The following is a 26,951-nucleotide window of genomic DNA, read 5'->3' as shown; positions in this document are numbered from 1 at the left end:
CCGGCGCCCAGTTTTGCCGGCTAGAAACTCCCCGAGTCCCCGCCGCCGAAGTCTCCGCCGCCGAAGTCGCCTCCGCCAAAGTCCCCGCCGAAGCCGCCGGAGTCGCCGCCCCAGCCACCGCCGTCGTTGTGTCCGCCGCCCCAGCCGCCGCCGCTGCCGCCGTTGAGGATGGAGTTGATGAGGATGCCCCCAAGGATGGCGCCGCCCAGGCCGCCGCCTCCGCCGCCGCCGAACATGCCGCCGCGGCCGTACCCCTGGCCGTATCCTTGGTTGGCGTAGCCGAAGCTGTCGACGTCAGTCTGTGCCAGCTGGGCCGCCTGGGCAGCCAGGGCATGCGCCTGCTGCGCGTAGGTCAGCGCGGTCACGGGGTCGTTGCGCGAGATGGAGAGTGCGTAATCGAGGTTGCGCTGGGCCTCCGCCAGTCGGGTCCGGGCCTCGGTGCCGACGCCGCCGCGGCGGGCGGTGATGTAATCCGATGTCGCGCTGATCTGTGCCTGGGCCGACATGATGGTCTGCTGCAGCGACGCCTGAGCCCTGCGGGCCTGTTCCTGCTGGTCCCGGATACCGCCCAGGGCCTGGTCGAGGGCCTGATGTGCCGACTCCACCCGCTCCAGGGTGACGATTGGATCGATCTTGCCGCTTTGGATTTCACTCTTCACGCGCGCTAGCGCCGCTTCGACGCCGGCCACGGGCCCCTCGAGCTCCGGATGGGCGCCGGACTGGATCATGGCCCGTGCCTGGGCGAGGTCCTGGGAGGTGTCCACTACAGCGGATTCCAGTCCCTGACGGGCCGAGTCCAGGTTGCCGGCCACCTTGGAGATTGCATCGAGCAGAACGTGCGTCTGGTGCAGGCTCTCCTCGGATGCCCGGACAGCCACGGCTGCGAGGCTTCCTTCTCCGCCCGCGAGCTTTTCACGCGCGGCGGCGCTGGCATTCTGCACGAAGGCCAGCCGTTCCTTGGCCTGGCTGATGTTATCCGACACCTGGGCCAGCGCGCTGTCCGCGTACTTGCCGCGCAGTTCGGCCAGGGTCTGGTCAGCCCGGGCGATCTTGTCGTCAGCGTCTGCGGCGCCGGCGTCCACTGCCGCGAGGGCCTGCGGCGCGTTCTTCTCGAGTTCGCGCAGCGAGTCGAAGTCGGCCTTCTGCTCCTGCAGCGACGCCAGAGCCGCTTCTGACCTCCTGATGATTTCACCGAGCCAGCTGCGCTGCTGTTCTTCGGTGTCGGGGATGTGGTCGTCCAGCTGCTGCTGCAGCTTGAACGACTCGGACATGTGCGCCTTGGCCTCCTGGAGCGCCTTGGTGAAGTTGCCGACGGCCGCTTCCCCGTACTGCGCTTCGGCGAAGCCCAGTTCCTGCTCGCTCGACTTGATCGCGTCGTCGGCTTCAATCAGCAGGGAGCCGCTCTTCCGGCGCAGATCGTCGATGCTCATGCCGGCCAGGGGATCGAGCTCCGCGCCCTGCGGGCCGTAGCTTGCACTGGATGCCTGTCCGGCCTTCTTGCGCCTGTTGCGCAGGTAAAGGTACGTGCCCGCGCCACCGGCGGCGACGACGCCGGCACCCACGAGGACCGCCGTGCCTGCGCCGGCGCCCGAGGGTACTGTTCCGCTTCCGCCGCCTGCCGCGTCGCCGATGGCGCCCGCAGTATCAATGGCAGCCTGGGCAAAGTCCCTCTTGCCGCCGCCCAGGTTGGCCGCGATGGCGTTCTGCGTGATGTTCCCCGTCTTCGACGCTATGGAACTCGCCGAGTTGGGGGCGAAGTAATAGTGCCCATCGGTGGCGATAGCCAGCAGGACGTCTGCCCTGCCCATTCCCTTTTTGGTGGCCACGGCCTGTCCCCATGATTTGCCGTCAGCCGGATTTTCGAATGACTTCACGGTGACCACGTACAGGTTGTACTTGTGGTCCTTGAGGAGCTTCTGGATGGAGTCCTCAACTTCGCCCTTGCGGCTGCCGAGCACATTCGCGTCATCGACAATGTTTTGGCCGGAGGGGATGGTAACCGGATCTTCGGCCCAGGCCGCCGCGGCCGGAGCCGCCAGCATTGCCGTGAGGCCGATCACGGCGAGAACACGTTTCAACATTGACCGCATGGCAACCCTTCAGCACGCCGCGGCTGGTTCGGGACGAAACAGCCGTCATAGAATGCAGCAGCGCCCCCACGCCGGGTGTAAAGCCGCAGGTCGCTGTGGCAATTCTTCTTGATTCTATGGTGCACCAGCGGGAGCGTCCACGGCGGGGAATATGCCACCAGCGAAAAGCGCTGGAGACCTTGGTGGCCGCCCAGAACACTGGTCAGGAACACCATCCCGGAAGCCATTCAGGAACCTCCCAGCAAACGTCCGCTTTAGTTTCAGTCGGATCGTCCATAGTTAATAGAGACGAGGATGAAAGGAAGTCCAATGACTGAGCACCCAGTACCGGGCGCAGCACCTGAGAACCGAGATCCTGCAGGGCGGCCTGTTGATCCGAACCCTCGGCCTGAGCCCGCCGAGGGTCTCCAGCCTCCCGCGCAGCAGGACGGCGAGCATCGCACCAACGCCTCCGAGAACCCGACGGTGCGCCTGGATTCCGATAGAAACCCCACCATGCCGCTGTACCGGCCCGCGCCCGAGCCGAACCAGCAGCAGCGTCCCGGCGGCCCGCACCCCGTCTACCCGCAGCACGCGCCCTTCTACGGGCAGCAGTCGGCACCGGCTACCCAGCCGATCGGTACCCAGTACTCCCAGCACAACGCGCATTCCGCGTTCCAGGGCACCCGTGGCAGCCAGCCAAAGCGCAAGGCGACGTTCGGTGTGGGGACCCTCGTGGCCAGTATCCTCGCCGCAGGCCTCGTGGGCGGCGGTGTTGCCACCGTTGGCTCCGGCAACCTGTTCGACGCCGGCGGCACCGCCCCGGCCGTCAGCTCCGGCAGCCAGCCCGGCACCGTGATCGTGAACAACCAGGACTCGGTCAACGAGATCACGGCCGCGGCCGTCAAGGCGTCACCGAGCGTTGTGACCATCAAAGCCACCAGTGGCAGCGACGGCGGCACGGGCTCAGGGATCATCCTCGACGACCAGGGCCACATCCTCACCAACACCCACGTGGTGACGCTGGACGGCGCCACCGCCAACGCGGAAATTCAGGTCCGCACGAACGACGGCCGCGTCCTTAGTGCCAAGGTGGTTGGAACCGACCCGCTCTCCGACCTGGCGGTCATCAAGGTGGACAACCCTTCAGGGCTCACGCCGGCGGCGCTGGGTGATTCCAGCAAGCTGAACGTCGGGGACACGGCTGTTGCCATCGGTTCGCCGCTGGGCCTCACCGGCACGGTGACGGACGGCATCGTTTCCACGCTGAACAGGACCATCAGCGTTGCGTCCTCGGCAGCCCCGAAAGAGGGGACGGACAACTCGCAGGGCGGCGACCAGGGCTTCGAGTTCGCTCCTCCGGGCCAGGGGCAGGGCCAGAGTTCGGCCAGCAAGGGCTCGATCTCCATCAACGTCATTCAGACGGATGCGGCCATCAACCCGGGCAACTCCGGTGGTGCGTTGGTGAACAGCAAGGGTGAAGTGATTGGCGTCAACGTCGCGATCGCATCGGCCGGCGGCAGCTCCGCCGCGGGCGGAACAGGCAACATCGGCGTGGGCTTCAGCATCCCGATCAACAATGCAAGGCGGGTGGCGCAGGAAATCATCAACAACGGCAAGGCCACCCACGGCCAGCTGGGCGTGAGCGTCCAGCCGAAGTCGGCGTCGGACGCCGGGTTCTCGACAGGTGCTGATGTTGCTTCGGTGGAGCAGGGCTCGGCGGCGGCCAAGGCCGGGATCAAGGTGGGCGATGTGGTCACGCGCTTCAACGATCTGGCCATCAGTGACCCGAACCAGCTGACGGCAGCCGTCCGCGAGCAGCCATCCGGCTCGTCAGTGAAGATCACGGTTCTGCGCAACGGCCGCGAACAGCAGATCGACGTGACGCTCGGCGCAGCCGCAGAGCAGTAGCAGTAGGCACAAAGCAGTAGGCATAGAGCAGTAACTGCGCCCAGCACGACGGCGGGCCGCACTCCTTGAGTTCCAAGGGTGCGGCCCGCCGTCGTCGTCCCTGCCTTTGGCCCGGGCCTTTGACACAGGCGTTAACGGGACGTCATATGACGGGCCCAATATGGTTAGCTAGGAGCTACCCGTATCCCGGGCGTTCCACGGCCACGACCTCACCCGGCTGGCTATCCACAAGCACGGAAGGCTGCTGTAAACACAGTGGAAGAGACATTGAAGATCGTCGTCCTGGTCAAGCATGTGCCGGACGCCCAGTTCGACCGGCACCTCAGCGGCGAGGGCCACACCACGGACCGCGACGAAAGCATCCTGTCTGAACTGGATGAGTACGCCCTGGAGGCCGCGCTGCAGTTGGCCGAAGCCCGCGGCGGAGCCAAGGCCGGCAACAAGGTGATCGCTTTGAGCATGGGACCGGCCGGCGCCGTGAACGCCATCAAGAAGTCCCTGCAGATCGGTGCCACCGAAGGCGTGCACCTCACCGACGGGGCCCTCGCCGGCTCTGATGCGGCCGCCACGTCCCTGGCGCTCGCGGCCGCCGTCCGCCATCTCGGCGCGGACACCCCCGTGGACCTCGTACTGACCGGCATGGCCTCCACCGACGGCGAGACCTCCCTGGTGCCGGCACAGCTCGCCGAGCGTCTGGGGCTTCCGCAGGTTACGTTCGCCTCCTCCCTGGAGGTCGACGGCGGACGGGTCACGGCACGCCGCGATGCGGATACCCACTCGGAAACGGTTGAGGCGTCGCTGCCCGCAGTGGTTTCCGTGACCGACCAGATCAACGAGCCGCGCTACCCGAACTTCAAGGGCATCATCGCGGCCAAGCGCAAGAGCATCACCACCCTGTCCCTGGCCGACATCGGAGTGGATTCTTCCCAGGTGGGCCACACCGGATCCTGGACCCGCGTGACGGCGGCTGAGGAACGCCCGCCGCGCACTGCCGGCACCATCATCACGGACGAAGGCGACGCCGGCATCCAGCTGGTTGACTTCCTGGCCGCCCAGAAGCTGCTCTAAGGGGACCCCACAACATGGCAAACGTACTGGTATTCATTGACAACCCCGGGCAGGCTCTCAAGAAGAGCAGCCTGGAACTCCTCACCATCGCCCGCTCCCTCGGGGAAACTGCCGTGGCAGTCAACGGTGAACTGTCCGACGACGTCGCCGGCACCCTGGGCGCCTACGGTGCGGCCGCCGTCTTCCGGCCGTCCGCAGCGGACCTCGACGACTACCTGGTCGCGCCGAAGGCCGCCTTCCTCGCTGCCGTAGCGGATAAGGCCGGTGCCACCACCGTGCTGCTCGAGAACTCGCCTGAGGGCAAGGAAATCGCCGCCCGGCTTGGCATCCGGCTGAGCGCCGGCGTCATCACCGACGTCGTCGCGGTGGACGCCGACGGCACCGCCCACAAGTCGGTGCTGGCCGGTTCCTACACCACGACGGCGAAGGCCACCACCCCGGTCACCGTGCTGTCCGTGAAGGCCAACACCGTCGAGCCAGAACCCGCGGCGGCTCCCGGCGCACCGGAGACGCTCACTGTTGATGTCCCCGCCGAGGCAACTGCCGCGGCAGCCCGCATCACCTCCCGGGAACAGAAGGTCGCCAGCGGCCGCCCGGATCTTACCGATGCGCGCATCGTGGTGGCCGGCGGACGCGGCCTCGACGGCGACTTCGGCCCCGTCGAGGAACTGGCCGACGCACTGGGTGCGGCCGTGGGCGCCTCCCGCGCGGCAACTGACGCCGGTTGGATCAGCCACGACGCGCAGGTCGGACAGACCGGCAAGACCGTTTCGCCGCAGCTGTACATTTCCGCCGGCATCTCCGGCGCCATCCAGCAGAAGGCGGGCATGCAGACCGCGAAGGTGATCGTCGCCGTGAACAAGGACGCCGAGTCTCCGGTATTTGAAATCGCGGACTTCGGCATCGTGGGCGATCTCTTCCAGGTGCTGCCCCAGGCAACTGAAGAAATCAAGAAGCGCAAGGCGTGAATCCTTGACCCCAAACGCTGCACCAGCGCAGAGCCCGTTCGATCCGGAACAGCACCGGGTTGAGCGGGTGCTCTGTTTCTCAGCCCATCCCGATGACATCGATTTCGGCGCCGCCGGCACCATCGCCGCGTGGACGGCGGCTGGCGTCGAGGTCAGCTACTGCATCATGACCGACGGCGACGCCGGCGGCTTCGACCCTGCCCAGCGCGCGGAAATCATCGCCCTCAGAGCGGCCGAGCAGGAGCGTGCCGCGGCCCTGGTCGGCGTCACGGACATCCACTACCTGCACCAGCGGGACGGGTACCTTGAACCGAACCACGAGGTGATGCGCGGAGTCGTGAAGCTGATCCGCGAAATCCGGCCCGACGTCGTGCTTTCCATGCATCCGGAGCGCAACTGGAAGCGCATCCAGAAGAGCCATCCGGACCATCTGGCGGTGGGGGAAGCGGTGACCCGTGCCGTCTACCCGGCAGTGGAAAACCCCTTCGCTTACCCGGACCTCGCCGAGGCCGGCCTCGAGGCCTTCAAACTTCCGTGGCTGTGGCTCTACGCCGGTCCGGAGGAGCGGGAGAACCACTTTGTGGACGTCACGGACCATGTGGAGAGCAAGCTCGAGGCGATCCACGTGCACGTCAGCCAGCATCCCGACGCCGAAGCCATGGAGGCCACTGTCAGGCGCGGCATGCAGGTGAACGCCGAACGCTCCGGGCTCTTCCCTGGCCGGAGCGCCGAGGCGTTCCACGTGGTCATGGTCAACGGGCCGGGGACCATCGCCGGCTTCTAAGCTGACTTCCGGGGTGCTGTCAGCCTCCGGCTGAACTGAGCTGCGACGCCGCGTAGACCTTGATCCCCTCCAGAAGGTACGGGGCGAGGCCTGCGCGGCTCTTGTCGTAGAAGGCGCTGAACCGGGGATCTTCGACGTACATCCGGCCCAGGCCAACGTAGCTGTCCGCGTCCGGGGTCCAGCTGACGCAGACCCACCGGTAGTGGCGTTCGACGGCGGCCTGCACCCGGGCGTCGTCCGCCGGCAGGCCAGCGTCCAGGCACCCGGCCAGCTCCTCGTTGATGGCACCCGCCTCAGCCAGAAAGGCCTCCTTGTCGGCAGCGCTGAGCGCGGCGTGCCGCGCCTTGCTGTCCTCGACTGCCTTATCGCCCCACCGCTGGCGGGCCTCTTCCTCGTAGGGGTTGGCGTCAAAGTCCTTGAAAATATCCTCGCCTGACATGGCGTCTCCTCGCTGCAGTGTCGATATGGTGGCGCCGACGGTCCTGGCCATGCGGTCCAGACGGTCGCGCTCGGCGAGCAGCCACTTCCGGTGCATATTCAGCGCATCCAACTGGTCTGCCTGGCCGTCCAGAACCTGGCCAATGGTTTCCAGGCCAAGGCCAAGTTCGCGGAGAAGCAGGATCCGCTGAAGACGCAGCAGTTCAGGCTGCGTGTAGTAGCGGTAGCCGTTGTGCCCGGTGTAGGCAGGCGGCAGCAACCCCACCTGGTCGTAATGCCGGAGGGTCCTGGATGAGACCCTGCCCAGCTTCGCCAGTTCGGCGATCGACCAGCTCCTGAGTTCTTCCTGCTTCATGCCTCCAGCGTAGAAGTTGACGCAACGTCAACGTCAAGCCTGCACGAAGTGGCTCTGGGTCCAGGTGGGTCAGGCTCAGGTGTTCAGCGGGGCGGCAGCCACGGTGGGGAGCGTCGGCCTAGCGGACCCGCCCACGGGCTCGACCGTGATGCCCAGCGCAGCCGCGGAGCCGATGCCCTTGACCAGGGCCGGCTTCGACAGTGCCTCCGCGTCCATCAGGCCCTGCGAGACAGGGGTGGACCCGTCCTTGGGAATCAGCCACATCTGGTAGACCTTGCCCGCGGGCGGCGGCGGCACATCCTTCATCCGCACCACCAGCGCATCATGCGACTGCGAGATCGAAACCGTCGCCGTGCCTCCGCCGTTGACGTCGACAGTCGCCTGCCGCGCGTCCTGTGCCTCGATGACCTGGTTGAAGGGATCGTTCTGGTTGGCCAGGTAGGCCCCGACTCCAACACCGCCGAGCGCGATCACGGCAGCAGCCGCAACACCGATCAGCCAGTTACGGAGCCCGGACGTCCGGCGTCGAACTTCACGGCGCTGGCGTGCAGCGGAAAGTTCGTCGGCAGCGGGGGCCGGCTCGGCGGCAGCGGCATGTGCCGCGGTCGGCTCCGCCGCCGGTGCAGCAGCGGGAAGCTGCGCGACAATCCGGGCGAAAAGGTCCGCAGGAGGCTCCTCCTCGGCCGCAAAGGACAATGCCAGTGTCTCCCTGGCTTGGCGGACACGGTCGTTGAAGGACTCGCGTTCAGCCTCGGGAGCGCCGCTGATGTAGGCGTCGATGGCCTCCCGCTCAGCGTCGCTGACGGCGTCCAGAGCGTATATTTCGGCGAGTTCCACTGCCCTGCCGGCCGCAAGGTCGGTGGAAATATCGGCGGCAAATGCCCTGGGCAGCTGGCGTCCGCGGGAATCATTCATTTCGGTCATTGTCAGCTCACCCCCAGGCAGGTCTTGAGTCGGATCAGTCCATCGCGGATGCGGGACTTTATGGTCGGAATGGCCGCGTTCAGCTTTTCAGCCACTTCGCGGTAGGTGAGGCCGCCGTAATAGGCGAGCCGAACGGATTCCTGCTGCGTCTCGGTCAGGGTCTCCAGGCAGCGCACCACGGCTTCGGCTTCCAGCCGGCTGTCCACCTCGTCCGACACCGAGTCGTGGTCGATGTCCTGGCTGCTGGCGCCGTACCTGGCCTCACGGTCGCTCGCGGACTGCGAGGACCGGACCCTGTCCACGGCCCTGCGGTGCGAGATGGTCATGAGCCAGGCCAGGGCACTTCCGCTCGCCGGATCGAACTTGCCGGCGTTCTGCCAGACCTGCAGGAAGACCTCCTGCGTGGTGTCCTCGCTGAGCTCCGGGTCGATCAGCACCCGGCGCGCCATGCCGAACACCCGCCGCGACGTCAGCCGGTAGAACTCGGCGAAGGACGCCTTGTCGCCATCCGCAATCCGCTCCAGCAGCTGTGCCAGCTGCTGGTTAAGGTCGACGGCGGTGCCGGGCGGCGCGGGGGCGTCGAAGTTCGGCGCGTTGGGAGTTTCCATCACTCTCAAGCATAGGTTGCCTGCCGGTGGGGGCTGCACACCGGTTTGGGCTATGGCAGCATCGTGCCGGGCAAAACGGAACGCCGCGTTGCCCGGTTGGAGTGTTTTCACCTGCCGCTCCTTACGCCCTGTGGATGTGCGCGCCCTTGGACGTGCTCAGGAGGGATTCGGCGCGGCACCGGCTTTGGATGGGTGCCCGTGCCCGCGGGCTGCCCTCAGAGCTGTGCGCCGGTGAAACCCTGCTGGCGCCAGGCCTCGTAGACGGCGATTGATGCCGCGTTCGCCAGGTTCAGCGACCGCAGCGACGGAAGCATGGGCAAGCGGACCCGGGACGTGACGTGGGGATCGCGCTTGACGGCATCCGGCAGGCCCACCGACTCCGGGCCGAACAGCAGGACATCGCCCGGTCTGTAGGCGATGTCCGTGTAGGACACCTCGCCGTCGGAGGTGAAGGCAAAGACGCGCTCCGGCCGCAGCGCCTCCCAGGCTGCCTCGATGCTGGGATGGACGGTAACCACGGCAAGGTCGTGGTAGTCCAGGCCGGCGCGGCGGAGCTTGGCATCGGAGAAGTCGAAGCCCAAAGGCTCCACGAGGTGGAGTTGGGCGCCGGTGATGGCGGCGAGGCGGATTGCGTTGCCCGTATTGCCGGGAATTTCGGGCGTGTGGAAGAGGATGCGGAACACGGTTCCATCCTAGCGTCGGCAAATCCGGCACTCCTCGGCCAGGACCTGAGTGCATGGTTTTAGTGCATGCCCCTGAGCAGCCGGGCGAGCACCTGGACATTGACGGTGTTCGGCGCCGGACCGGAGGCCAGGAAATCCTTGAGCCCGCGGGACAGGCCGGCGGCGTTGACCACCTGGACGACGTCGGAGCCGCCGCGGGAACGGCGGTGGCGGTCGATGACGGGTTCGTGGAGGTTGCCGTCCGGGCTGTGGACCACGGTCCACCCGGTCACGTTCAGCTCGGGAAAAATGTCCTGCATCTGCCAGACCACGTGGGCCAGCTGTGGCGGGGCGACCGACCTGCCGCCGTGATTGAGCGTGTTTCCGTCCCAGGCGTAGGCCCCCTTGGGCAGCAGCATGGAGCCGATCAGCGCAAGCCGGTAGCCCGAGAGCAGCGCGTGATCAATGTGGCTGTTGTCCGCCGGGGACTGCAGACCGTTGATCAGGCGCGCCGCCGGGATCGCCGGCAGGACCTGCCTGCTGATCAGCTGTACCGTGCGCAGCTCGCGCTGGATCCGGGCTTCCGCGCCGAAGATGCCGCGCTTCCTGGGCATGCCGTGAACCTGCTGGCTGGCCAGCTCCGGCGGGAGGAGCGGAACAGCGCCCGGCGTGTCGAAGGGCGGGACGTAGACAGGGGCATCGCCGGAGGTGTTCCGGGGCGTTCCCGGCTTGTGAATGGTCGCCGAGGCGTGGCTGCCGGCGGCCGGGGCGTCGAAGTGCGCTTCGTCGCCGTCTGCGCGGCTCCTGCGCGGGCCGGTCGCGTAGGAGCGGTCATAGGCGGCCCGCCGCTGGGGATCGATGAGCGTTTCATACGCAAGAGTGACCTGGCGGAACGTCGCGGCGTCACCTCCGTGATCGGGATGCGAAGCGCGGGCAGCCTTGCGGTAGGCCACCTTGATCTCCCTCTCCGTCGCGGTCACCGCCACGTGGAGCACTTCGTAGTGGGAACTGCTGCCCTTGGTCAAGCATGGTCCTTAAGTCGTTGTTGCCGGCGTTCATGCGCTGTCCGGTGTGCCAAGCATATAAGCCGGTCTTGACGGTCTTCTGGAACAACGGCCACAGCAGGGTTGCGGGTTCCCGCCGGTGGAAATGCTGGAGGAACGGAGGCGTCTAGACTTTTCGGAATGGGAGTTCGGACAGGTCGCGGTGATGCCCGCCGTATACACGTGGTGATGGCAGCCGTCGCGGCCGCTGCCCTTCTCGGCGGTTGCAGCGTTGGTGTGCCGGATCCGGCTGCCACGAGTAACCGGCCTGTCAGCAGCGGACCGGGCACGCCGACCATTACCCCCGGACACGACGCCGGTGCCGTGGCCGCCCGCGACATGCCGTTCGCGGCAGGGGCCACGCTGGCCCATGGGGTTCCCGTCGGGCTGTCGGAGGACCTGGCCAAAGCGCCGCAATGGAAACAGGTGGTCAGTAACGCGGGTGGTGCCAGCCGCTATCAAAAATCCGACGGCTGCCAGGTGGCGGCCGAGGTGCGCCAGAACCAGTGGCCCCTCGTGGCGGCTGATGACAGGGCATCGACGGCGGCGCTGTTTGCCTATCTGGACCCCACTGTCCTGCCCGCCTATTTGACGTCGGCATCGCTGCGGTGGGGCGGTGAGCGGGGCAAACCGGGCCCGGCCGTTGATGTACTGGTTCTGGAACGCGCCGCCAAGCCGGCAGATCAGAAAGCCGGCCGGGCCACCGCGGTGCTGGCCCGGGTTTTCGGTACGGCCGGCTCGTCAGTGTATGTGTCGGCAGCGTGCCCGACGGCGGCGGCGCTCGCCGCCGCCCGGGAAGACATTGCTCAGTGGCTGACTGTGGTTCCGCCGGGCTGATGAGCCGTTGCGGCGGTGGCCAGCCGGTTGAGGGCCAGCGCACCCACGAACAGGCCGAAGTCGCGCAGGGCGACGTCGTAATAGGCCCCGAGGACGAGCAGGTTCACGATGATCCCCAGGAGCCAGGCAGCCACCACGCCCGACCCGATGCGCGGCCGCACGGCTACCAGGATTCCCGCGATTATCTCCACGACGCCGACGGCGTACATCACCGTCTGCGCCGGCAGGTGCAAGGTATCCGGGACCATCGGTGCCAGGTAGCCGGTCCAGTCGGTCAGGAGGTTGGTGAACTTGTCCAGGCCGAACAGGATGGGCGCGACGGTGAACACGGTGCGCAGAAGCAGGAACGCCTGGCGTGCCGGATCCGACGCGAGCGTGTGCTGGCCTCCGGACTCTCTGAGGGCTGTGGTTTTCATGGCGAGCTCCTTTCTAAAAGTTGATAAGTTGATTTTAGAACGATCACCTCTTCTTTAGCAACGGATCTTGATTTTAGAGTTACGCTGGATTTATGAGCAGTACAGCCGAGAACCGCGAATCCAGGACCGCTCTTTCGTGGACCGGCCGCCTGGCAGCCCTGGCCTCGCTGGGTGACATGAGCAGGCGGCGCCTTTTTGAGTACGTCGCCGGGGAGCCCTCGGCGGTGGGGCGGGACGACGCTGCTGCTGCGCTGGGCATGCCCAGGTCTACGGCGTCCTTCCACCTGGACAGGCTGGTCCGCGACGGGGTGCTCGCCGTCGAGTTCCGCAAGCTCGGCGAAAAGGCGGGCCCGGGGTCGGGCCGTCCGGCGAAGCTCTACCGTCCGGCGCTGGAAGAAGTGGGTGCGTCGGTACCGGACCGGAGCTACGACCTGGCCGGAGAGCTGATGGCCACCGCGATTGAATCCTCCATGACCGGCGGGGGAGGGGTCCGCGAGGCATTGACCGACGCCTCCTATTCCCGGGGCCGCGCCCTGGGTGGGAACGGAGCATCCCTCGATGAAGTGCTCGGCAGCATTGGCTACATGCCGGAGCAGGACAGCGAGGGCGGAACCATCCTGATGAACTGTCCTTTCCACCGGCTCGCTGACGGACACACTGACGTGGTGTGTGCCATGAACGGCGCGCTTTTGAGTGGTGCCGCTGCTGCCTGCGGGGTGCCCGAGGAGAAAGTGGTGGAGGACAGGACGATCGGGCGCTGCTGCGCACGGATCAGGCCCTAAGGGCGGCTGAAACGCGGCGTCGGAATCTAGCGGCGTCTAGAATTTAAGCGTGCCTGTTTACCTGGACCATGCCGCCACCACGCCCATCGCCCCCGAAGCCCTGGCCGCACTGACGCGTGAGCTGTCCCGGACCGGGAACCCCTCGTCCCTCCACGGTTCCGGACGCCGGGCGAGACGCTCCGTGGAGGACGCACGGGAAACCCTTGCCGCCGCGGCAGGCGCCCATCCCTCGGAGGTCATCTTCACCTCGGGCGGCACCGAATCGGACAACCTGGCCGTCAAGGGCCTGTACTGGTCCCGGCTCGCGGAAGACCCGCGCCGGCGCCGGATCCTGTGTTCCGCCGTCGAGCACCACGCCGTGCTGGACACCGTGGAGTGGCTGGAGCGCCACGAAGGTGCGGAAGTGTCCTGGCTTCCTGTCAGCCAGGACGGCGTGCTGGACCTCGAAGCGCTGCAGGCAGAACTTGAGCGTGACCCCGCGTCCATCGCCCTGGTGACGGTCATGTGGGCCAACAACGAAGTGGGCAGCGTCCAGCCCGTCCAGCGGGTGGTGGAGCTTGCGCACGCCGCCGGCGTCCCGGTGCATTCGGACGCGGTGCAGGCGTTTGGCTCCGTCCCCGTGGATTACCGGGCCTCCGGGCTGGATGCCATGTCCATCTCAGGCCACAAGATTGGCGGGCCGGTTGGCGTCGGTGCGCTCATCCTGGGGAGGTCGGTGAAACTCACACCGGTGCAGCACGGCGGCGGCCAGGAGCGCGATGTCCGCTCGGGAACACTGGACACCGCGTCCATAGCGGCCTTCGCCGCCGCAGCCGACTCCGCGGCGAGGAACCTCGACGCCGAGGCAGGGAGGATTTCCCGGCTGCGCGACCGTCTGATCGCGGGAGTCCGTGACGCAGTTCCGGCGGCCGTGCTGCGCGGGCCAGAGGGGGAGGGGCGCCTGCCCGGCAACGCCCACTTCACCTTTCCCGGATGCGAGGGCGACTCCCTGCTGTTCCTCCTGGACCTCGCCGGCGTCGAATCATCCACCGGCTCCGCGTGCACGGCAGGTGTTCCCCGTCCCTCGCATGTCCTTCTTGCCATGGGCCTGGACGAGGAGGCGGCGCGCGGTGCACAGCGCTTCACCCTGGGGCATCCTTCGACGGAAGCGGACGTCGACGCACTCCTCGCGGCCCTGCCCGGTGCCCACGCCCGGGCGCGGCAGGCCGGAATGGCCGGACACGAATCCTCCATTCAGACGGCCGCCACGGTAGCCCGGCAGGGGTCGGGCATCAACTGATTTCCGGTGTCAGCTGGCTTCCGGCAGCAGTTTGTCGAGCGGAACAGTCTCATCGGCCAGCCGCTCGGCAGGCACCTCGATCCGGCCGCTGATGAGCGTCTTGATGGTCTTCTGGGCACTTGGCTTGACGGACCTCGGCCAATTAACGCTCATGCCGGCCACGACCCGTCCGTCCTGCTGCCAGAACGCCACGAATTCCTTGCTGTCCAGCGAGCCTCGGATGACCGGAGCCGCCTTCGCGGCCAGCAGCGGGAAACCTGAGTACTCCATGCTGACGTCGAACTGGTCCGTGTAGAAGTAGGGAACCGTGTCCAGCGCAACGTCCTGGCCAAGCATGGCTTTGGCCGCCACCTTGCCGCCGTTGAGCGCGTTGGACCAGTGTTCGCTGCGGTGGTGCTCGCCGGTGAATGGGTGCAGTGCATTGGCGGCGTCGCCGGCGGCAAAAATATCCGGGGCGCTGGTGCGCAGCGAAGCGTCCGTGAGAATACCGTTGCGGACTGCCAGCCCGGCCTCGGCGGCCAGTGCCGTTTCCGGAACCACTCCAATGGCGATGACCACGATGTCCGCGGGCAGGAGTTCGCCGGTGTCGGTCAGCACGCCCGTCACCCGTCCGTCGTGTCCGGTGATTTCCCTGGCGGAGGCGGGTAGCCGGAAGCGGACTCCGTTGTCCTCGTGCAGGGTACGGAAAAAGCTGCCCAGCTCCGGGCCGATCGCCGCTGCAAGCGGGATGTCCTCAAGCCCGAGCAGTGTGACCTGGTTGCCGTAAGTGCTGGCCGCCGCGGCCAGTTCCATCCCGATCCAGCCGGAACCAATGAGCACAAGGCTCCGTCCACCTGACGACAGCTGTTCCCGCAGGCGGCGGCTGTCATCGAGCGTACGGAAGGTGGTGACGCCGTCCAGTTCCGCACCATTCAGGGGCAGCGTCCGGGGCGTGGCTCCGGGTGCCAGCAGCAGTGACCCATACTCCTGGACCGTCCCGTCGGCGAAGCGGACGGTGTGGGCCGCCGGATCGACCGATGCCACAGGGTTGCCCAGCCTGAGGCTGACGTTGTTGTCCGCGTACCAGCCCTTCGGCGCGACCTCGACGGCGTCCTCCCCGGCTTTGCCGAGCAGGTATTCCTTGGACAGCGGCGGCCGGAGATAGGGCGGGTGCGGCTCGGTTCCTGCGATGGTGATGTTCCCGGCGTGCCCTTCGGCGCGCAGGGTGCGGGCCGCCGTCGCTCCGGCCAGTCCTGCGCCGGCGATGATGATGCTTTCAGGATTCATGGCTACTCGATTCGCCCGGCAGGCCAGTGGCCCACGTTCTAAAAATGGTACTCGTGACTTTAGAAGGGCGGACCGGAACCGTCAAGGAAATTTAGGCCCTGATTCCGGCAGCAAGTAGAATAGTCCGGCAACCCGTGCGTCATGGGTCCAAATCCAACAGAAAGCCATAATGCGAGTTCTAGCAGCCATGAGCGGCGGAGTTGACTCCGCCGTTGCCGCCGCCCGCGCCGTCGAGGCGGGGCACGACGTCGTTGGCGTTCACCTCGCCCTGTCCAGGATGCCGGGCACCCTGCGCACCGGCAGCAGGGGCTGCTGCACCATTGAGGATTCCCGCGATGCCTGGCGGGCCTGCGACGTCCTGGGGATTCCCTACTACGTGTGGGACTTCTCGGAGCGGTTCAAGGAGGATGTGGTCCAGGACTTCATCGACGAGTACGCCGCCGGCCGCACCCCCAACCCCTGCATGCGCTGCAACGAGCGCATCAAGTTTGCCGCCCTGCTCGAAAAGGCGATCGCCCTCGGGTTCGACGCCGTGTGCACGGGCCACTACGCCAAGGTCATCGAGGACGCCGACGGAAACCGCGAGCTGCACCGTGCCGCCGACTGGGCGAAGGACCAGAGCTACGTCCTGGGCGTGCTCACCCATGAGCAGCTGAAGCACTCCATGTTCCCGCTCGCGGACACCCCGTCGAAGGCTGAGGTGCGCGCGGAGGCCGAGCGGCGCGGACTGTCAGTGGCCAACAAGCCGGACAGCCACGACATCTGCTTCATCCCGGACGGTGACACCGCAGGGTGGCTCGCGGAAAAGATCGACATGACCACTGGCGACATCGTTGACGAGACCGGCGCCAAGGTGGGCGAACACCCCGGAGCGAACGCGTTCACCGTCGGGCAGCGGCGGGGGCTGAAGCTTGGCCGGCCCGCCGCGGACGGCAAGCCGCGGTTCGTGCTGGAGATCCGGCCGAAGGAAAACAAGGTGGTGGTGGGGCCCGAGGCCATGCTGGCCATCGACGAGATCCGCGGCATCAAGGTCTCCTGGGCCGGCCTGCCCATCGGCGAGGTTGACTCCGGAGCCGACTTTGACTGCCATGCGCAGGTGCGTGCACACGGCGAGCCCGTTCCTGCCGTTGCGCGCATTGAGCGGGTTGCCGACGACGCCGGGATCGCGCGGGACAGCCTCGTGGTGACCCTGACCGATCCGCTGCGCGGTGTTTCGCCGGGCCAGACCGTGGTGCTCTACCAGGGCAGCAGGGTCCTCGGCCAGGCGACCATCGACGCTGCGCGGTCCCTGCAGCGGGCACAACTTTGACCGTGCTCCGGTCTCCGGAGTGACAACGGCCGGCGGATTTCCGCCGGCCGTTTTTTGTGCCCTTTTCCGGTTTCCGACCGTTCGGTCAGCGGACCGCCGACCGTTCTGGTAAATTTTGTGTCTCAACTCACACGATGCAATGTTTCACCGGGCAACCTTCTGGTTGAATCAGAGGCATCAGCGGGCTGCCCGCGCACGAGTCAGTTCGGGCACCCCGCGCGTACTCATCGAACAGAAAGTTCACAGATGGCAATGAATCAGAGGGCCTTGAAGAGCGCTATCGCGCTGGCAGGCGTTTCCGCTTTCGCACTCACAGCCTGCACCGGCCCGTCCGGAGGCGGGGGAACGTCCACCGGCGACGCCGGCGGAGGGACCATCACCTACGGCACCACGGACAAAGTTGTCACCCTGGACCCCGCTGGCTCCTACGACGCAGGCTCGTTCATGGTGATGAACCAGGTCTATCCGTTCCTCATGAACTCCAAGCCGGGCAGCGCTGACTCTGTCCCGGACATCGCGGAATCGGCATCCTTCACCACGCCCACCGAGTACACGGTCAAGCTCAAGCCGGGGCTCAAGTTCGCCAACGGCCACGCCCTGACCTCCTCCGACGTGAAGTTCTCGATCGACCGCGTGGTCAAGATTGCCGACCCCAACGGCCCGGCGGCGCTGCTGTCGAACCTGAAGTCCGTGCAGGCCAAGGACGACTCAACCGTGGTCTTCACCCTCAAGGCCGGCAACGACCAGGTCTTCCCCGGCGTTCTGGCCGCCAACTCTGGACCGATTGTCGACGAAGAGGTCTTCCCGGCGGACAAGGTACTGAGCGACGACGAGATCGTCAAGGGCAAGCCGTTCGCGGGGCCGTACACCATCGAGAGCTACAAGAAGAATGAGCTTGTCAGCCTCAAGGCCAACCCGGACTATCAGGGGCTCCTGGGCAAGCCCGCCAACGACGGCGCCAACATCAAGTACTACGCAGATTCCAACAACCTGAAGTTGGACGTCCAGCAGGGCAACATCGACGTCGCCGGCCGCAGCCTGACGGCCACCGACGCCGCAGACCTTGAGAAGGACTCGAAGGTCAAGGTGCACAAGGGCCCCGGCGGCGAACTCCGCTACATCGTCTTCAACTTCGACACCATGCCGTTCGGCGCAAAGACGGCCGACGCCGATGCCAAGAAGGCGCTCGCCGTGCGCCAGGCGATGGCGAACGTTGTGGACCGCGAGGCTATCGCCACCCAGGTTTACAAGGGCACCTACCTGCCCGCTTACTCCGTTGTTCCCGACGGCTTCAACGGCGCCATCCAGCCGCTCAAGGAAATGTACGGCGACGGCAACGGCAAGCCCAGCCTGGACAAGGCAAAGAAGGCCTTCGCCGACGCCGGCATCACCGGCACCGTCAACATCAAGCTGCAGTACAATCCCGACCACTACGGCAAGTCCTCGGGCGACGAGTACGCCATGATCAAGGAACAGCTCGAAAAGTCGGGCCTGTTCAAGGTGGACCTCCAGTCCACCGAATGGGTCACCTACTCGAAGGCCCGTACGGCCGACGCCTACCCGGTCTACCAGCTCGGCTGGTTCCCGGACTACTCCGACGCCGACAACTACCTCACGCCGTTCTTCATCCCCGGCAACTTCCTGAAGAACCACTACGAGAACTCGGCCGTGACCGACCTGGTGACCAAGCAGCTCACCACGGTGGACAAGGCCGAACGCGAGAAGGTGCTGGGTGATGCCCAGACCGCCGTCGCCAAGGACCTCTCCACCTTGCCGCTACTGCAGGGCGCGCAGCTCATGGTGGCGGGGGCCGACATCAAGGGCGTGGACCAGACCCTCGACGCGTCGTTCAAGACCCGCCTCGGAGTGATCTCGAAGTAGGGCTTCACCCATCAGGTCCTGACCAGCCAAGGAGGCGGGACGCCTTCCCGGCGTCCCGCCTTCCTGCTGGCCAGTGAACAGCCGATTCCAGGTCCGGCGACGGATCCGGAAACACAGAATCAGGCAGTAATGACAACTCTCATCGAGGCGCCGCCAAGCGACGCCGACGGCCTTTTGCCGACAAAGAAAAAGAAGTCCGGCGGGGGACTGGGCCAATACCTCCTGATCAGGTTCCTCCTGATCTTTCCGACGATCTTCATCCTGGTCACTATGGTGTTCTTCCTCATGAGGATCACCGGCGATCCCATCACGGCCGCGCTGGGCGGCCGGCTGCCCCCGGAGCAGCTGCAGGAACGGATCCACGCGGCCGGATATGACCGCCCGCTTCCCGTGCAGTACTTCGAATACCTGGGGCAGCTTGTCACGGGCAACTTCGGAACCACGCTGTCCGACAACCGCCAGGTCACGGAGATGCTGACCACCTACGGCTCGGCGACCCTTGAACTGACCATCAATGCGCTGATCGTTGCACTGCTGGTGGGCATTCCGTTCGGGATGATCGCTGCGCACCGGCGTGACCAACTGCCGGACGCCGTGCTGCGCGTCTTTGCCATCCTCTGCTACGCCACTCCCGTCTTCTTTGCGGGGCTCCTGCTGAAGCTGACCTTCTCCGTCTGGCTGGGCTGGCTCCCCGTGGCGGGCCGGGCGAAGACCTCCACCGAACTAGCCCTCACGGGACTCCAGGCACGGACGGGGATCTATTGGCTCGACGCGCTCCGAAGCGGCAACATGGCCGCTTTGGGTGACGTGATGGCGCATGCCGTCCTGCCCGCCCTTGCCCTGGGCCTGCTGACGGCCGGCATCTTCCTCCGGCTGGTCCGCACCAACGTCATCGGCACCCTGGGCCGGGACTACATCGAGGCGGGACGCTCGCGCGGTGTCAGCGAATTCCGGCTGGTCACCAAGCACGCCTACAAGCCTGCCCTGATCCCCATCATTACCGTGATGGGCCTGCAGATCGCCGTGATGCTGGGCGGCGCCGTCCTCACCGAGACCACCTTCGAGTGGAAGGGGCTGGGCTTCCAGCTGGCCAACTACCTGACCGCCCGCGACTTCGTGGCGGTCCAGGGCATCGTGGTGCTCTTGGCCGTGATCGTCGCCGTCACCAACTTCATCGTGGACATTGTGGCCGCGCTGATCGATCCCCGTGTGAGGTACTGACATGAGCACTCCCACTCCAGTGGAAGCCACCATGCACCACAAGGCACCGCTTCTCCAACGGCTGCCTGTGATCTCCCACTTTAAAAAAAGCGTCGGACTCCAGCGGGGCATGCTCGTCGTCGGCCTCGTCCTGACCGGCACGTTCCTCCTGACCGCCATTTTCGCCCCGCTCCTCGCCCCCTACGGTTTTGCGCAACTTTCCGACGCCGACGGTAGCTTTCCCACGCAGCAGCCTCCCGGCGGAAAGCATCTGCTGGGCACCACTGTGGGCGGCTATGATGTCCTGTCCCGGGTCATCTGGGGCTCCCAGACCGCCATCCTCGTGATCGTGGTGGCCGTGGTGCTGTCCATCTTCGCCGGCGTCATCCTCGGCCTGGTGAGCGGATACCTCGGCGGCTGGCTCGACCGGGTCCTCGTGGTGGTGGCAGACGCCATCTACGCATTTCCGTCACTGCTGGTGGCCATCGTCATGGCCATTGTCATCAGCGGCGGCGAGTCCAGTCTCTTCGGCGGCGTGCTCGCCGCGGCGATCTCCATCACGGTGGTGTTCATTCCGCAGTACTTCCGGGTCATCAGGGCGGAGACCATCAGGCTCAAGGCGGAACCATTCGTCGAATCGGCAAAAGTGGTGGGCGCCTCCAGCATCCGCATCATGGGCCGGCACATCTACCGGAATGCCACCCGCACGCTTCCGCTGATTTTCACCCTGAATGCTTCCGAGGCGATCCTGACGCTCGCAGGCCTGGGCTTCCTGGGATTCGGCATCGAACCCTCGTCCGCCGCCGAATGGGGCTTCGACCTCAACAAGGCGCTGGCGGACACCACCTCGGGCATCTGGTGGACCGGTGTGTTCCCGGGCCTCGCCATCGTCTGGACGGTGCTTGGCCTCACGCTTGTGGGGGAGAGCATCAACGACCTCAACGATCCGCGCCTCCGCGGGCGCAAGCGCGCCGGAAACAAGGGCGGACCGGACTCGACCGCGGCGGCCCAGGCAGCCATTTCTGCAGATGTGAGAAGCTCATGACCATCAATATCGGATCTGTTTCTGACCGGCACGCCGCCGGCGCCGAACCGGTGCTGAACATCGACCATCTCAAGGTCACGTTCGCCACTGACGCCGGGGACGTCCACGCCGTCAAGGACGTGAGCCTCGAAGTGAAGGCGGGGGAAGTGCTCGCCATCGTCGGCGAGTCCGGCTCTGGCAAGACCGTGACTGCCAAGACCATCCTGGGCCTGCTGCCGGAAACCGCCATCAGCTCCGGCGCGGTGGTGATCAACGGCAGCAACGTCATCAGCGTCTCCCCGGGCAGGCTCCGCCAGATCCGGGGCCGTGACGTGGCCATGGTCTTTCAGGAGCCGTCCACGGCACTGAATCCCGTGTTCACCGTCGGCTGGCAGATCGCCGAAGGGATCCTTGCCCACGCGGGCCGGGACGGCGGCAAACGGGTCACCGCGAAAGAGGCGAAGGCCCGGGCCATCGAAGCGCTGCGCAAGGTGGGCATCCCGGACCCCGAAACTCGCGTCAACTACTACCCCCACCAGTTCTCCGGTGGCCAGAAGCAGCGCGTGGTCATCGCCGCTGCGCTCGCCCTGAACCCGGGGCTGATCGTTGCCGACGAACCCACCACCGCCCTGGACGTCACCGTGCAGGCGGAGATCCTGGAGCTCCTGCGGGACCTGCGGGACAAATACGGGACGTCCATTGTGCTGATCACGCACAACATGGGCGTTGTAGCCGACCTCGCGGACCGCGTCGTGGTGATGTACCGGGGGGACGTCGTCGAGGAAGCCAGCGCGAAATCACTCTTCGCCGAGCCGCGGCAGGAGTACACCCGGAAGCTACTGGCCGCCGTCCCGCACCTTGGCCGGCACTCGGCCTCCGAAGGAATGACGGAGCGGGCGCACCAGGGCGGGCAGGTGCTGGTGGAAGCCAAAGGCCTCACCATCGAGTACCCGGGCAGGCTGGGCAGCCCCGCCTTCAAGGCCGTCGACGGCGTCAGCTTCACGGTATCCGAAGGCGAAGTGTTCGGACTCGTTGGCGAATCCGGTTCCGGGAAGACCACCATCGGCCGGGCCATCGCAGGCCTTAACCGGACCACTGGCGGAAGCCTGAACGTCCTGGGCTACGAGATGCTGAACTTCAAGGAACGGACCTTCAAGCCGCTCCGCAAGGAAATAGGGTTCGTCTTCCAGGACCCGGCAGCGTCCTTCAACCCGCAGCTGACCATCGGCGACTGCGTCGCCGAACCGCTGGTCATCCACACCAACCCTTCACCGGCGCAGGCGCGCAAGCGCGTGGGTGAGCTGCTGGAGTCAGTCCAGCTGCCGGCGTCGTACGCCGACCGTTTCCCGCATGAGCTCTCCGGCGGGCAGCGCCAGCGCGCATCGCTGGCGCGCGCGCTGATCCTGAACCCGAAACTGCTCATCGCTGATGAGCCGACGTCCGCACTGGACGTTTCGGTGCAGGCGAAAGTCCTGGAGCTCTTCCGTGAGATCCAGCAGGAGTTCGGGTTCGCGGCGCTGTTCATCAGCCACGACCTCGCGGTGGTGGACATGCTGTCGCACTGGGTCGGGGTGCTGTACAAGGGCAAGCTCGTCGAGCAGGGAATCGGCCACCACGTCATGGGCTCTCCGCAGCATGAATACACGAAGAGGCTGATCGCGTCGCTGCCTGTCCCGGATCCCGCCGAGCAGGCCAAGCGCCGGGAGGACCACCGCGCCCTGCTGGGCATCTAGAACGCGGAATATCCAAGCACCGGAAATTGCGCGGCAGGCCCGTATCCCACCTTCGGCAAGGGTGGATACGGGCCTGCTGTTCTAGTCAGAGACAACCTTGATGTTGAATGGGCTGCCTCCCTGCTTCAGGAAAATCCGCAGCCACAGCGGCAGCCACATCTCCATGCCCCGCGCCGCATCGAGCGGGCCAAGGTCCCTGATGTGTTCAGCCCGCCAGCCGAATTCCCGCAGGATCCCGGCCACCACTTCCTTGGCTCTCTCGTCGTCCCCGGCCATGAACACGTCGTGATCCCCGCCGGCCAGCCGGTCCGGCGCCACCATGACATCGGCGCGCATGGTGTTCAGGGCCTTCACCACGCGGGCCGTGGGAAACGCCCGCTGGATGGTCTCCGCCAGGCTGTCGGTGTTCGAGATGGAGAGCGACGGCGGGAAGCCGGCCGAATGGTCTAGGGGGTTGGCCACATCGATCAGCACCTTGCCGGCGAGATTCTTCGTGCTGGCCGCAGCCAGCACCTCCAGCGAAACGGCGCCGGGCGTCGCGTTGATGACCACCTCGGCCTCCGCCGCGGCGTCCAAGAACGTCGCGGCTTTGGCCCGCTGCCCCGCCCCCGCAGCCCACCCCACGGCGGCCTCGTTGGTGGCGGTCCGTGATCCGAGCACGACGTCGTGCCCGCACTCCACGAGTTTTCCCGCCAGGGTCCTGCCCACCACGCCGGTACCAAGAACTGCGATCCTCATGTGCATCCTCCCTGATCGGAATGTCCGAACACCTACATTCTGCGCCAGCATCCTTAACACGGGCAGGGAGTCCTGCGGTGCCCATAGACTGGAACCATGACCGAGCTGAACCATGATCTGCCTGACACCGACTCTTACAATCCTGCCGCCAGCTCCCTGGCCGGGCATGTGGATCCTGCGGTGATGGCGGAGCTGCTATCGATCCGGTCAAGCATCGACAACATTGATGCAACCCTCGTCTACCTTCTCGCGGAGCGGTTCAAGGCGACCCAGAAGGTCGGTTTCCTCAAGGCTGCCCACCGTCTTCCGGCGGGGGATCCCGGCCGTGAAACCGCCCAGATTGCCCGGCTCCGACGCCTTGCCGAGGATGCCCAGCTGGACCCGGCGTTCGCGGAAAAGTTCCTGAACTTCATCATCGGCGAGGTGATCCGGCACCACGAGGCGATCGCCGAGGACCACAACGCCGCCGGCGGAACGGCCAGCGGGTCGGCCAGCCCCTCCGCACCGCTTACCGCCTAAGCCGTGCCGAATACAGACTTCCAGCTGCCCGCCCAGGTAACGGCCACCGCCCTGGGACCCTGGCCGGGCCAGGACCCGGTGGAGGCCACCCGCATCATCCGCGGTGAGCTCGGCAGCCCGCACCTTCCTTTTCTTGCCGAACTGCCTGACCGCGGCGTCGGTGCCGACGCCATAGGCCGCACTGCCTCGCTCCTGGTGGACCTGGCAGTGGACGTCCAGCCGCACGGCTGGCGGATCGTTGACCGGCCCGGGCGTGACTTGGTGCGGGCAAGGTCCGCACTCTCCACGGACATCAATGTGCTGGCCGACATCGCTGGCGAAGAGGAGAGCGCTGCGGACGAAATCAAGGTCCAGCTCCGGGGCCCCCTGAGCCTGGCCGCCGGCCTGCACCTCCACAACGGCGAGCGTGCCCTGATCGACTATGGCGCCCGCCGCGACATCGCTGCTTCCCTCGCCGCCGGGGTCGGCGCGCACCTGACAAAAGTGTCCGCCGCCGTTCCCGGGGCCAGGCTCGTGGTGCAGCTCGACGAACCGGACATTGCCTCGGTCCTCGCCGGCACCATCCCCACCTCCAGCGGCTACCGGACCCTGCGCTCCGTAGCCGGACACGAGGTCACGGAGCTTTGGCGCGTGGTGGTTGACGCCCTCCGCGAGGCCGGCGCCTCCGAGATCGCCATCGCGGTGCCGGAGATCGAGGCCCCGGTCGAAAGGATCGTGGCTGCGGGCGCGGACGCCATTGCGGTTCCGTTGCGGGCCCTGACCACCCGGCAATGGGAACAGCTCGCTGAGGCAGTCGAAGCCGGCAAACGGCTCTGGGCTGGTGCCCTGCAGGCTGACGGGCCGGGCGGCGTTCCGAAGGCATCGGACGTTGTTGAATCTGTCCGGCGTCCATGGCAGCAGCTCGGCCTGCCGCTGGCGTCGCTCGGCACGGTACGGGTCACGCCGTCGGGCGGCCTTGAAAGGCAGTCACCAGCCGCCGCGACGGAAGTCCTTACCCGCCTGACCCAGGTTGCCGACGGCCTGAACCAGCTGGCGCTCGGTTGATCAGCGCCAGGGTGAGCAGGCTGGTGCCTCCTTAGCTTCGCCGCTCCCAGCGGTCGGGCCTGGCGTACGCCGGAAGAAAACCCGCTGAAGAACTTCCGGACGGATGGGGTTCCAGGCGGTAGTCGAAGTGGCCGGCATAAACCAGGACGAGGCCGAGCTGCGGCTGGATCACCTTCACCTGGATCCTGTGCCGCCCGGTTTCCCCCGCGTCCGGGTCCCACCATTGCTCCGCGTACGCTTTCGCGTCAAGGGCGGCGGGCAGCGGCAACCTGAGCGGGCCCAGGAACAGGCGCGATACTTCGGAGACTCCGCGCAACCTACCCTCCGCTGTCACGTCGAGATTCAGGTCCGTCACCAGCCGGCGGTACCTGCCCACGTAGTCCACCAGGCGTGCCTGGCCACTGGCGTCGCCCGTTTCCGCGCTGGTGGTGTCCTGAAAGACCCTGGTCCGGCCCGGGAAGAATATCTCGCGGCGGGCTGTGAGGCTGGAGCGGCCGAAAGGGTCGAGATGCGCATGGTTTTCGATCCGGAACGGCACGCCCTCGCCGTACTCCGGAAAGAAGGCCTGTTCACCGGCGGTCAGCCGAAGCATCGGCCGCAGCCACCGCTGCCTGCAGCCCACCACGTCGAAAACGCCCTCGCCGACGCCATAACTGCCCGAACCCGGGGCAAGCGAAAAGTACTCCTGCAGTTCCGGCTGCAGCCGGAAGTAGGCGGCGCCCAGCGCCTGGCGGTAGATCGGGGCATTCACGGGGGCTCCTGGAATGTGGTCTGATGATTCTGAGTTCCGGCCGGCACTCACAGCCGCCCTGCCGCCTTGAGCCGGATATAGGTATCGGCCAGCGCCGGCGGCAGCTGGTGCGGTTCGGCGTCCACCACTTGGACGCCGAGTTGGCGGAGTTGGGCACTCACGGCTTCCCGCTCGAGCAGGGCCCGTTCCGCGGCCGCCGCGCGGAACACCTGGGCCGCCGTTGTCCTGTCATGGAGCATCTCGCCAAGCAGCGGGTCCCGGACCGACGCCACCACCACCACGTGCTGCTGGGCGAGGCGCGCAGCCATCGGAATGAGCCCTTCCTCCGGCGCGCCGCTATCCAGCGCGGTCAGGAGCACCAGGAGCGAACGGTGCGCCGACACCGCACGTACTTGCGCGGGCACCTGTGCCCAGTCCAGCTCGATGAGTTCCGCTTGCAGCGGCGCCGCCGCCTGGACCAGCTGGCCCAGCAGGTTGCCGCCCGCCGTGGTGCCTGCCCGGGCGCGCATCCTCCGGTCGAAGGCGAAGAAGTCGACGCGGTCACCGCCGCGTTCGGCAAGGACACCAAGCAGCAGCGCGGCCTCGATCCCGGTATCAAGCCGGGGTTCGTCGTTCACGCGCGCAGCGGCGGTCCGGGACGTGTCCAGCATGATCACCACGCGGCGGTCGCGCTCCGGCCGCCAGGTGCGGACGACGACGGCGGACCGTCTCGCCGTCGCGCGCCAGTCGATGGAGCGGACGTCATCGCCCCGGACATAGTCGCGCAGGGAATCGAATTCGGTTCCTGCTCCACGGATCTGCACTGCCGCCTTACCGTCGAGTTCCCGCAGCCGGCGCAGTTTTGACGGCAGGTGCCGCCGGGAATTGAAAGGTGGCAGCACCCGAAGGGATCCGGGAGCGTGCACCGTTTTCTGGCGGGCGGCCAGCCGGAGCGGGCCGAAGGCGCGGACGGTGATGTGGGGCGCCTTGAGGTCACCGCGCCGGACCGGCCTGAGCCTGACGCCGAGGCGGCGCCGTTCGCCGGCCGGAACTTCTGTGGCCTGGACCGGGTTTTCAGCCCCGGCGGAGGGCTGCCAGCCGTCGCGCACGACGGCCCTGAGCCTGCGCGTGCCACGGTTATGCACCGTCAGAACGGAGTCCGCCGTACCCCCAAGGGTGACGTTGGCAGGCGATGACCTTTCCACCGAGACCTGCTGCAGAGCCGCGGCCAGCACCAGGTCCAGCAGCATCAGGGCGCCAAGAACCAGGAGCACGGCCAGCACGGTCAGCCAGCCGGGAAAGAGGAGCGCCGGTGCCAGCCCGGCCGCCGCCAGGAGTACCAACCGTCCGGAAATGGCCACGG

General features: G+C 66.6%; 25 protein-coding genes. 14 read left to right on the top strand and 11 right to left on the bottom strand.

All coding sequences use genetic code 11. The annotated features are described in order from the left end of the window. Positions 1-20 precede the first annotated feature (20 nt). The gene (locus tag ACTHQX_RS01430; protein ID WP_440155325.1) at positions 21-2,090 is read right to left on the bottom strand and encodes a TPM domain-containing protein; all 2,070 of its coding nucleotides are present in this window, start codon (positions 2,088-2,090) and stop codon (positions 21-23) included. Positions 2,091-2,399: 309 nt separating this feature from the next. On the opposite strand from ACTHQX_RS01430, the gene ACTHQX_RS01425 reads away from it, so the two are divergent. From ACTHQX_RS01425 to ACTHQX_RS01410, 4 genes are all read left to right on the top strand, one after another. After that, a complete protein-coding gene (locus ACTHQX_RS01425) occupies positions 2,400-3,980 on the top strand; it encodes a trypsin-like peptidase domain-containing protein (protein ID WP_440155324.1) in 1,581 nt (526 codons plus the stop codon). A gap of 267 nt (positions 3,981-4,247) precedes the next feature. Next, on the top strand, positions 4,248-5,048 hold the full coding sequence (locus ACTHQX_RS01420; protein ID WP_440155492.1) for an electron transfer flavoprotein subunit beta/FixA family protein: 801 nt from the start codon (positions 4,248-4,250) through the stop codon (positions 5,046-5,048). Positions 5,049-5,062: 14 nt separating this feature from the next. Beyond that, positions 5,063-6,016, top strand: coding sequence for an electron transfer flavoprotein subunit alpha/FixB family protein (locus tag ACTHQX_RS01415; RefSeq protein ID WP_440155323.1), 954 nt, complete (start codon positions 5,063-5,065; stop codon positions 6,014-6,016). 4 nt (positions 6,017-6,020) lie between these two features. After that, positions 6,021-6,800, top strand: coding sequence for a PIG-L deacetylase family protein (locus tag ACTHQX_RS01410; RefSeq protein ID WP_440155321.1), 780 nt, complete (start codon positions 6,021-6,023; stop codon positions 6,798-6,800). Positions 6,801-6,819: 19 nt separating this feature from the next. Here ACTHQX_RS01410 and ACTHQX_RS01405 read toward each other — a convergent pair whose 3' ends face one another. The 5 genes from ACTHQX_RS01405 to ACTHQX_RS01385 form a co-directional block, all read right to left on the bottom strand. Next, the gene (locus tag ACTHQX_RS01405) at positions 6,820-7,593 is read right to left on the bottom strand and encodes a MerR family transcriptional regulator (protein WP_440155319.1); all 774 of its coding nucleotides are present in this window, start codon (positions 7,591-7,593) and stop codon (positions 6,820-6,822) included. A gap of 75 nt (positions 7,594-7,668) precedes the next feature. Continuing rightward, a complete protein-coding gene (locus ACTHQX_RS01400) occupies positions 7,669-8,517 on the bottom strand; it encodes an anti-sigma factor (protein WP_440155317.1) in 849 nt (282 codons plus the stop codon). A gap of 2 nt (positions 8,518-8,519) precedes the next feature. Next, positions 8,520-9,125 (bottom strand): sigma-70 family RNA polymerase sigma factor, encoded by a 606-nt coding sequence (locus ACTHQX_RS01395; RefSeq protein ID WP_440155315.1) that lies wholly within the window; start codon positions 9,123-9,125, stop codon positions 8,520-8,522. Positions 9,126-9,340: 215 nt separating this feature from the next. Next, the gene (locus ACTHQX_RS01390; protein WP_440155314.1) at positions 9,341-9,808 is read right to left on the bottom strand and encodes a tRNA (cytidine(34)-2'-O)-methyltransferase; all 468 of its coding nucleotides are present in this window, start codon (positions 9,806-9,808) and stop codon (positions 9,341-9,343) included. Between the two features lie 59 nt (positions 9,809-9,867). After that, the gene (locus ACTHQX_RS01385) at positions 9,868-10,812 is read right to left on the bottom strand and encodes a J domain-containing protein (RefSeq protein WP_440155312.1); all 945 of its coding nucleotides are present in this window, start codon (positions 10,810-10,812) and stop codon (positions 9,868-9,870) included. Positions 10,813-10,971: 159 nt separating this feature from the next. Between ACTHQX_RS01385 and ACTHQX_RS01380 the strand changes: the two genes are divergently transcribed. Next, a complete protein-coding gene (locus tag ACTHQX_RS01380) occupies positions 10,972-11,667 on the top strand; it encodes a hypothetical protein (RefSeq protein WP_440174519.1) in 696 nt (231 codons plus the stop codon). Here the strand turns inward: ACTHQX_RS01380 and ACTHQX_RS01375 are convergent. Beyond that, positions 11,637-12,083, bottom strand: coding sequence for a hypothetical protein (locus ACTHQX_RS01375; protein ID WP_440155309.1), 447 nt, complete (start codon positions 12,081-12,083; stop codon positions 11,637-11,639). The two genes, ACTHQX_RS01380 and ACTHQX_RS01375, sit on opposite strands and share 31 nt — an antisense overlap. Before the next feature lie 92 nt (positions 12,084-12,175). On the opposite strand from ACTHQX_RS01375, the gene ACTHQX_RS01370 reads away from it, so the two are divergent. Then, positions 12,176-12,865, top strand: coding sequence for a helix-turn-helix transcriptional regulator (locus ACTHQX_RS01370; RefSeq protein WP_440155307.1), 690 nt, complete (start codon positions 12,176-12,178; stop codon positions 12,863-12,865). A 49-nt stretch (positions 12,866-12,914) separates the two neighbouring features. Continuing rightward, positions 12,915-14,144 (top strand): cysteine desulfurase family protein, encoded by a 1,230-nt coding sequence (locus tag ACTHQX_RS01365; RefSeq protein ID WP_440155306.1) that lies wholly within the window; start codon positions 12,915-12,917, stop codon positions 14,142-14,144. Between the two features lie 9 nt (positions 14,145-14,153). On the opposite strand, the gene ACTHQX_RS01360 is transcribed toward ACTHQX_RS01365, so the two are convergent. Then, entirely contained in the window at positions 14,154-15,410 is a 1,257-nt protein-coding gene (locus ACTHQX_RS01360) for an NAD(P)/FAD-dependent oxidoreductase (RefSeq protein WP_440155305.1), read from the bottom strand. 169 nt (positions 15,411-15,579) lie between these two features. Between ACTHQX_RS01360 and mnmA the strand changes: the two genes are divergently transcribed. The 5 genes from mnmA (at position 15,580) to ACTHQX_RS01335 (ending at position 22,557) form a co-directional block, all read left to right on the top strand. Further along, entirely contained in the window at positions 15,580-16,719 is a 1,140-nt protein-coding gene (gene mnmA / locus ACTHQX_RS01355; protein WP_440155304.1) for a tRNA 2-thiouridine(34) synthase MnmA, read from the top strand. A gap of 246 nt (positions 16,720-16,965) precedes the next feature. Next, positions 16,966-18,600, top strand: a complete 1,635-nt coding sequence (locus ACTHQX_RS01350; RefSeq protein WP_440155302.1) for an ABC transporter substrate-binding protein — start codon at positions 16,966-16,968, stop codon at positions 18,598-18,600. A gap of 129 nt (positions 18,601-18,729) precedes the next feature. Further along, on the top strand, positions 18,730-19,821 hold the full coding sequence (locus ACTHQX_RS01345; RefSeq protein ID WP_440155300.1) for an ABC transporter permease: 1,092 nt from the start codon (positions 18,730-18,732) through the stop codon (positions 19,819-19,821). Between the two features lies 1 nt (position 19,822). After that, on the top strand, positions 19,823-20,845 hold the full coding sequence (locus tag ACTHQX_RS01340) for an ABC transporter permease (protein WP_440155298.1): 1,023 nt from the start codon (positions 19,823-19,825) through the stop codon (positions 20,843-20,845). Continuing rightward, positions 20,842-22,557, top strand: a complete 1,716-nt coding sequence (locus tag ACTHQX_RS01335) for an ABC transporter ATP-binding protein (RefSeq protein WP_440155297.1) — start codon at positions 20,842-20,844, stop codon at positions 22,555-22,557. The genes ACTHQX_RS01340 and ACTHQX_RS01335 overlap by 4 nt, the downstream gene beginning before the upstream one ends. A gap of 81 nt (positions 22,558-22,638) precedes the next feature. On the opposite strand, the gene ACTHQX_RS01330 is transcribed toward ACTHQX_RS01335, so the two are convergent. Further along, positions 22,639-23,295 (bottom strand): NADPH-dependent F420 reductase, encoded by a 657-nt coding sequence (locus tag ACTHQX_RS01330; protein ID WP_440155295.1) that lies wholly within the window; start codon positions 23,293-23,295, stop codon positions 22,639-22,641. A gap of 96 nt (positions 23,296-23,391) precedes the next feature. Between ACTHQX_RS01330 and ACTHQX_RS01325 the strand changes: the two genes are divergently transcribed. Then, positions 23,392-23,814 carry a chorismate mutase gene (locus ACTHQX_RS01325; protein ID WP_440155294.1) on the top strand — a complete coding sequence of 141 codons (423 nt, stop codon included), beginning with the start codon at positions 23,392-23,394 and terminating at the stop codon, positions 23,812-23,814. Positions 23,815-23,817: 3 nt separating this feature from the next. Next, complete coding sequence (locus tag ACTHQX_RS01320; RefSeq protein ID WP_440155293.1) at positions 23,818-24,858, top strand: hypothetical protein; 1,041 nt, start codon at positions 23,818-23,820, stop codon at positions 24,856-24,858. Positions 24,859-24,889: 31 nt separating this feature from the next. Here the strand turns inward: ACTHQX_RS01320 and ACTHQX_RS01315 are convergent, their stop codons facing one another. Together ACTHQX_RS01315 and ACTHQX_RS01310 are read right to left on the bottom strand one after the other, a co-directional pair. Further along, a complete protein-coding gene (locus ACTHQX_RS01315; protein ID WP_440155292.1) occupies positions 24,890-25,609 on the bottom strand; it encodes a DUF4166 domain-containing protein in 720 nt (239 codons plus the stop codon). A gap of 47 nt (positions 25,610-25,656) precedes the next feature. Then, positions 25,657-26,949: a DUF58 domain-containing protein gene (locus ACTHQX_RS01310; protein ID WP_440155291.1), complete on the bottom strand. Its 1,293-nt coding sequence runs from the start codon at positions 26,947-26,949 to the stop codon at positions 25,657-25,659. Between the last annotated feature and the right edge of the window lie 2 nt (positions 26,950-26,951).

Origin of the sequence: Arthrobacter sp. SAFR-023, assembly GCF_051965295.1 — a bacterium.
Classification (GTDB): Bacteria; Actinomycetota; Actinomycetes; order Actinomycetales; family Micrococcaceae; genus Arthrobacter.
Note: the sequence above shows the minus strand (reverse complement) of the source record. Positions and strands in the feature narration are given on the sequence as shown.

Coding starts and splice junctions, on each gene's coding strand:
- ACTHQX_RS01375 (WP_440155309.1), bottom strand. CDS start 12,083: ATGAAAACCACAGCCCTCAGAGAGTCCGGAGGCCAGCACACGCTCGCG.
- ACTHQX_RS01400 (WP_440155317.1), bottom strand. CDS start 8,517: ATGACCGAAATGAATGATTCCCGCGGACGCCAGCTGCCCAGGGCATTT.
- ACTHQX_RS01425 (WP_440155324.1), top strand. CDS start 2,400: ATGACTGAGCACCCAGTACCGGGCGCAGCACCTGAGAACCGAGATCCT.
- ACTHQX_RS01330 (WP_440155295.1), bottom strand. CDS start 23,295: ATGAGGATCGCAGTTCTTGGTACCGGCGTGGTGGGCAGGACCCTGGCG.
- ACTHQX_RS01360 (WP_440155305.1), bottom strand. CDS start 15,410: ATGAATCCTGAAAGCATCATCATCGCCGGCGCAGGACTGGCCGGAGCG.
- ACTHQX_RS01350 (WP_440155302.1), top strand. CDS start 16,966: ATGGCAATGAATCAGAGGGCCTTGAAGAGCGCTATCGCGCTGGCAGGC.
- ACTHQX_RS01415 (WP_440155323.1), top strand. CDS start 5,063: ATGGCAAACGTACTGGTATTCATTGACAACCCCGGGCAGGCTCTCAAG.
- mnmA (WP_440155304.1), top strand. CDS start 15,580: ATGCGAGTTCTAGCAGCCATGAGCGGCGGAGTTGACTCCGCCGTTGCC.
- ACTHQX_RS01345 (WP_440155300.1), top strand. CDS start 18,730: ATGACAACTCTCATCGAGGCGCCGCCAAGCGACGCCGACGGCCTTTTG.
- ACTHQX_RS01335 (WP_440155297.1), top strand. CDS start 20,842: ATGACCATCAATATCGGATCTGTTTCTGACCGGCACGCCGCCGGCGCC.
- ACTHQX_RS01395 (WP_440155315.1), bottom strand. CDS start 9,125: ATGGAAACTCCCAACGCGCCGAACTTCGACGCCCCCGCGCCGCCCGGC.
- ACTHQX_RS01325 (WP_440155294.1), top strand. CDS start 23,392: ATGACCGAGCTGAACCATGATCTGCCTGACACCGACTCTTACAATCCT.
- ACTHQX_RS01380 (WP_440174519.1), top strand. CDS start 10,972: ATGGGAGTTCGGACAGGTCGCGGTGATGCCCGCCGTATACACGTGGTG.
- ACTHQX_RS01370 (WP_440155307.1), top strand. CDS start 12,176: ATGAGCAGTACAGCCGAGAACCGCGAATCCAGGACCGCTCTTTCGTGG.
- ACTHQX_RS01340 (WP_440155298.1), top strand. CDS start 19,823: ATGAGCACTCCCACTCCAGTGGAAGCCACCATGCACCACAAGGCACCG.
- ACTHQX_RS01430 (WP_440155325.1), bottom strand. CDS start 2,090: ATGCGGTCAATGTTGAAACGTGTTCTCGCCGTGATCGGCCTCACGGCA.
- ACTHQX_RS01405 (WP_440155319.1), bottom strand. CDS start 7,593: ATGAAGCAGGAAGAACTCAGGAGCTGGTCGATCGCCGAACTGGCGAAG.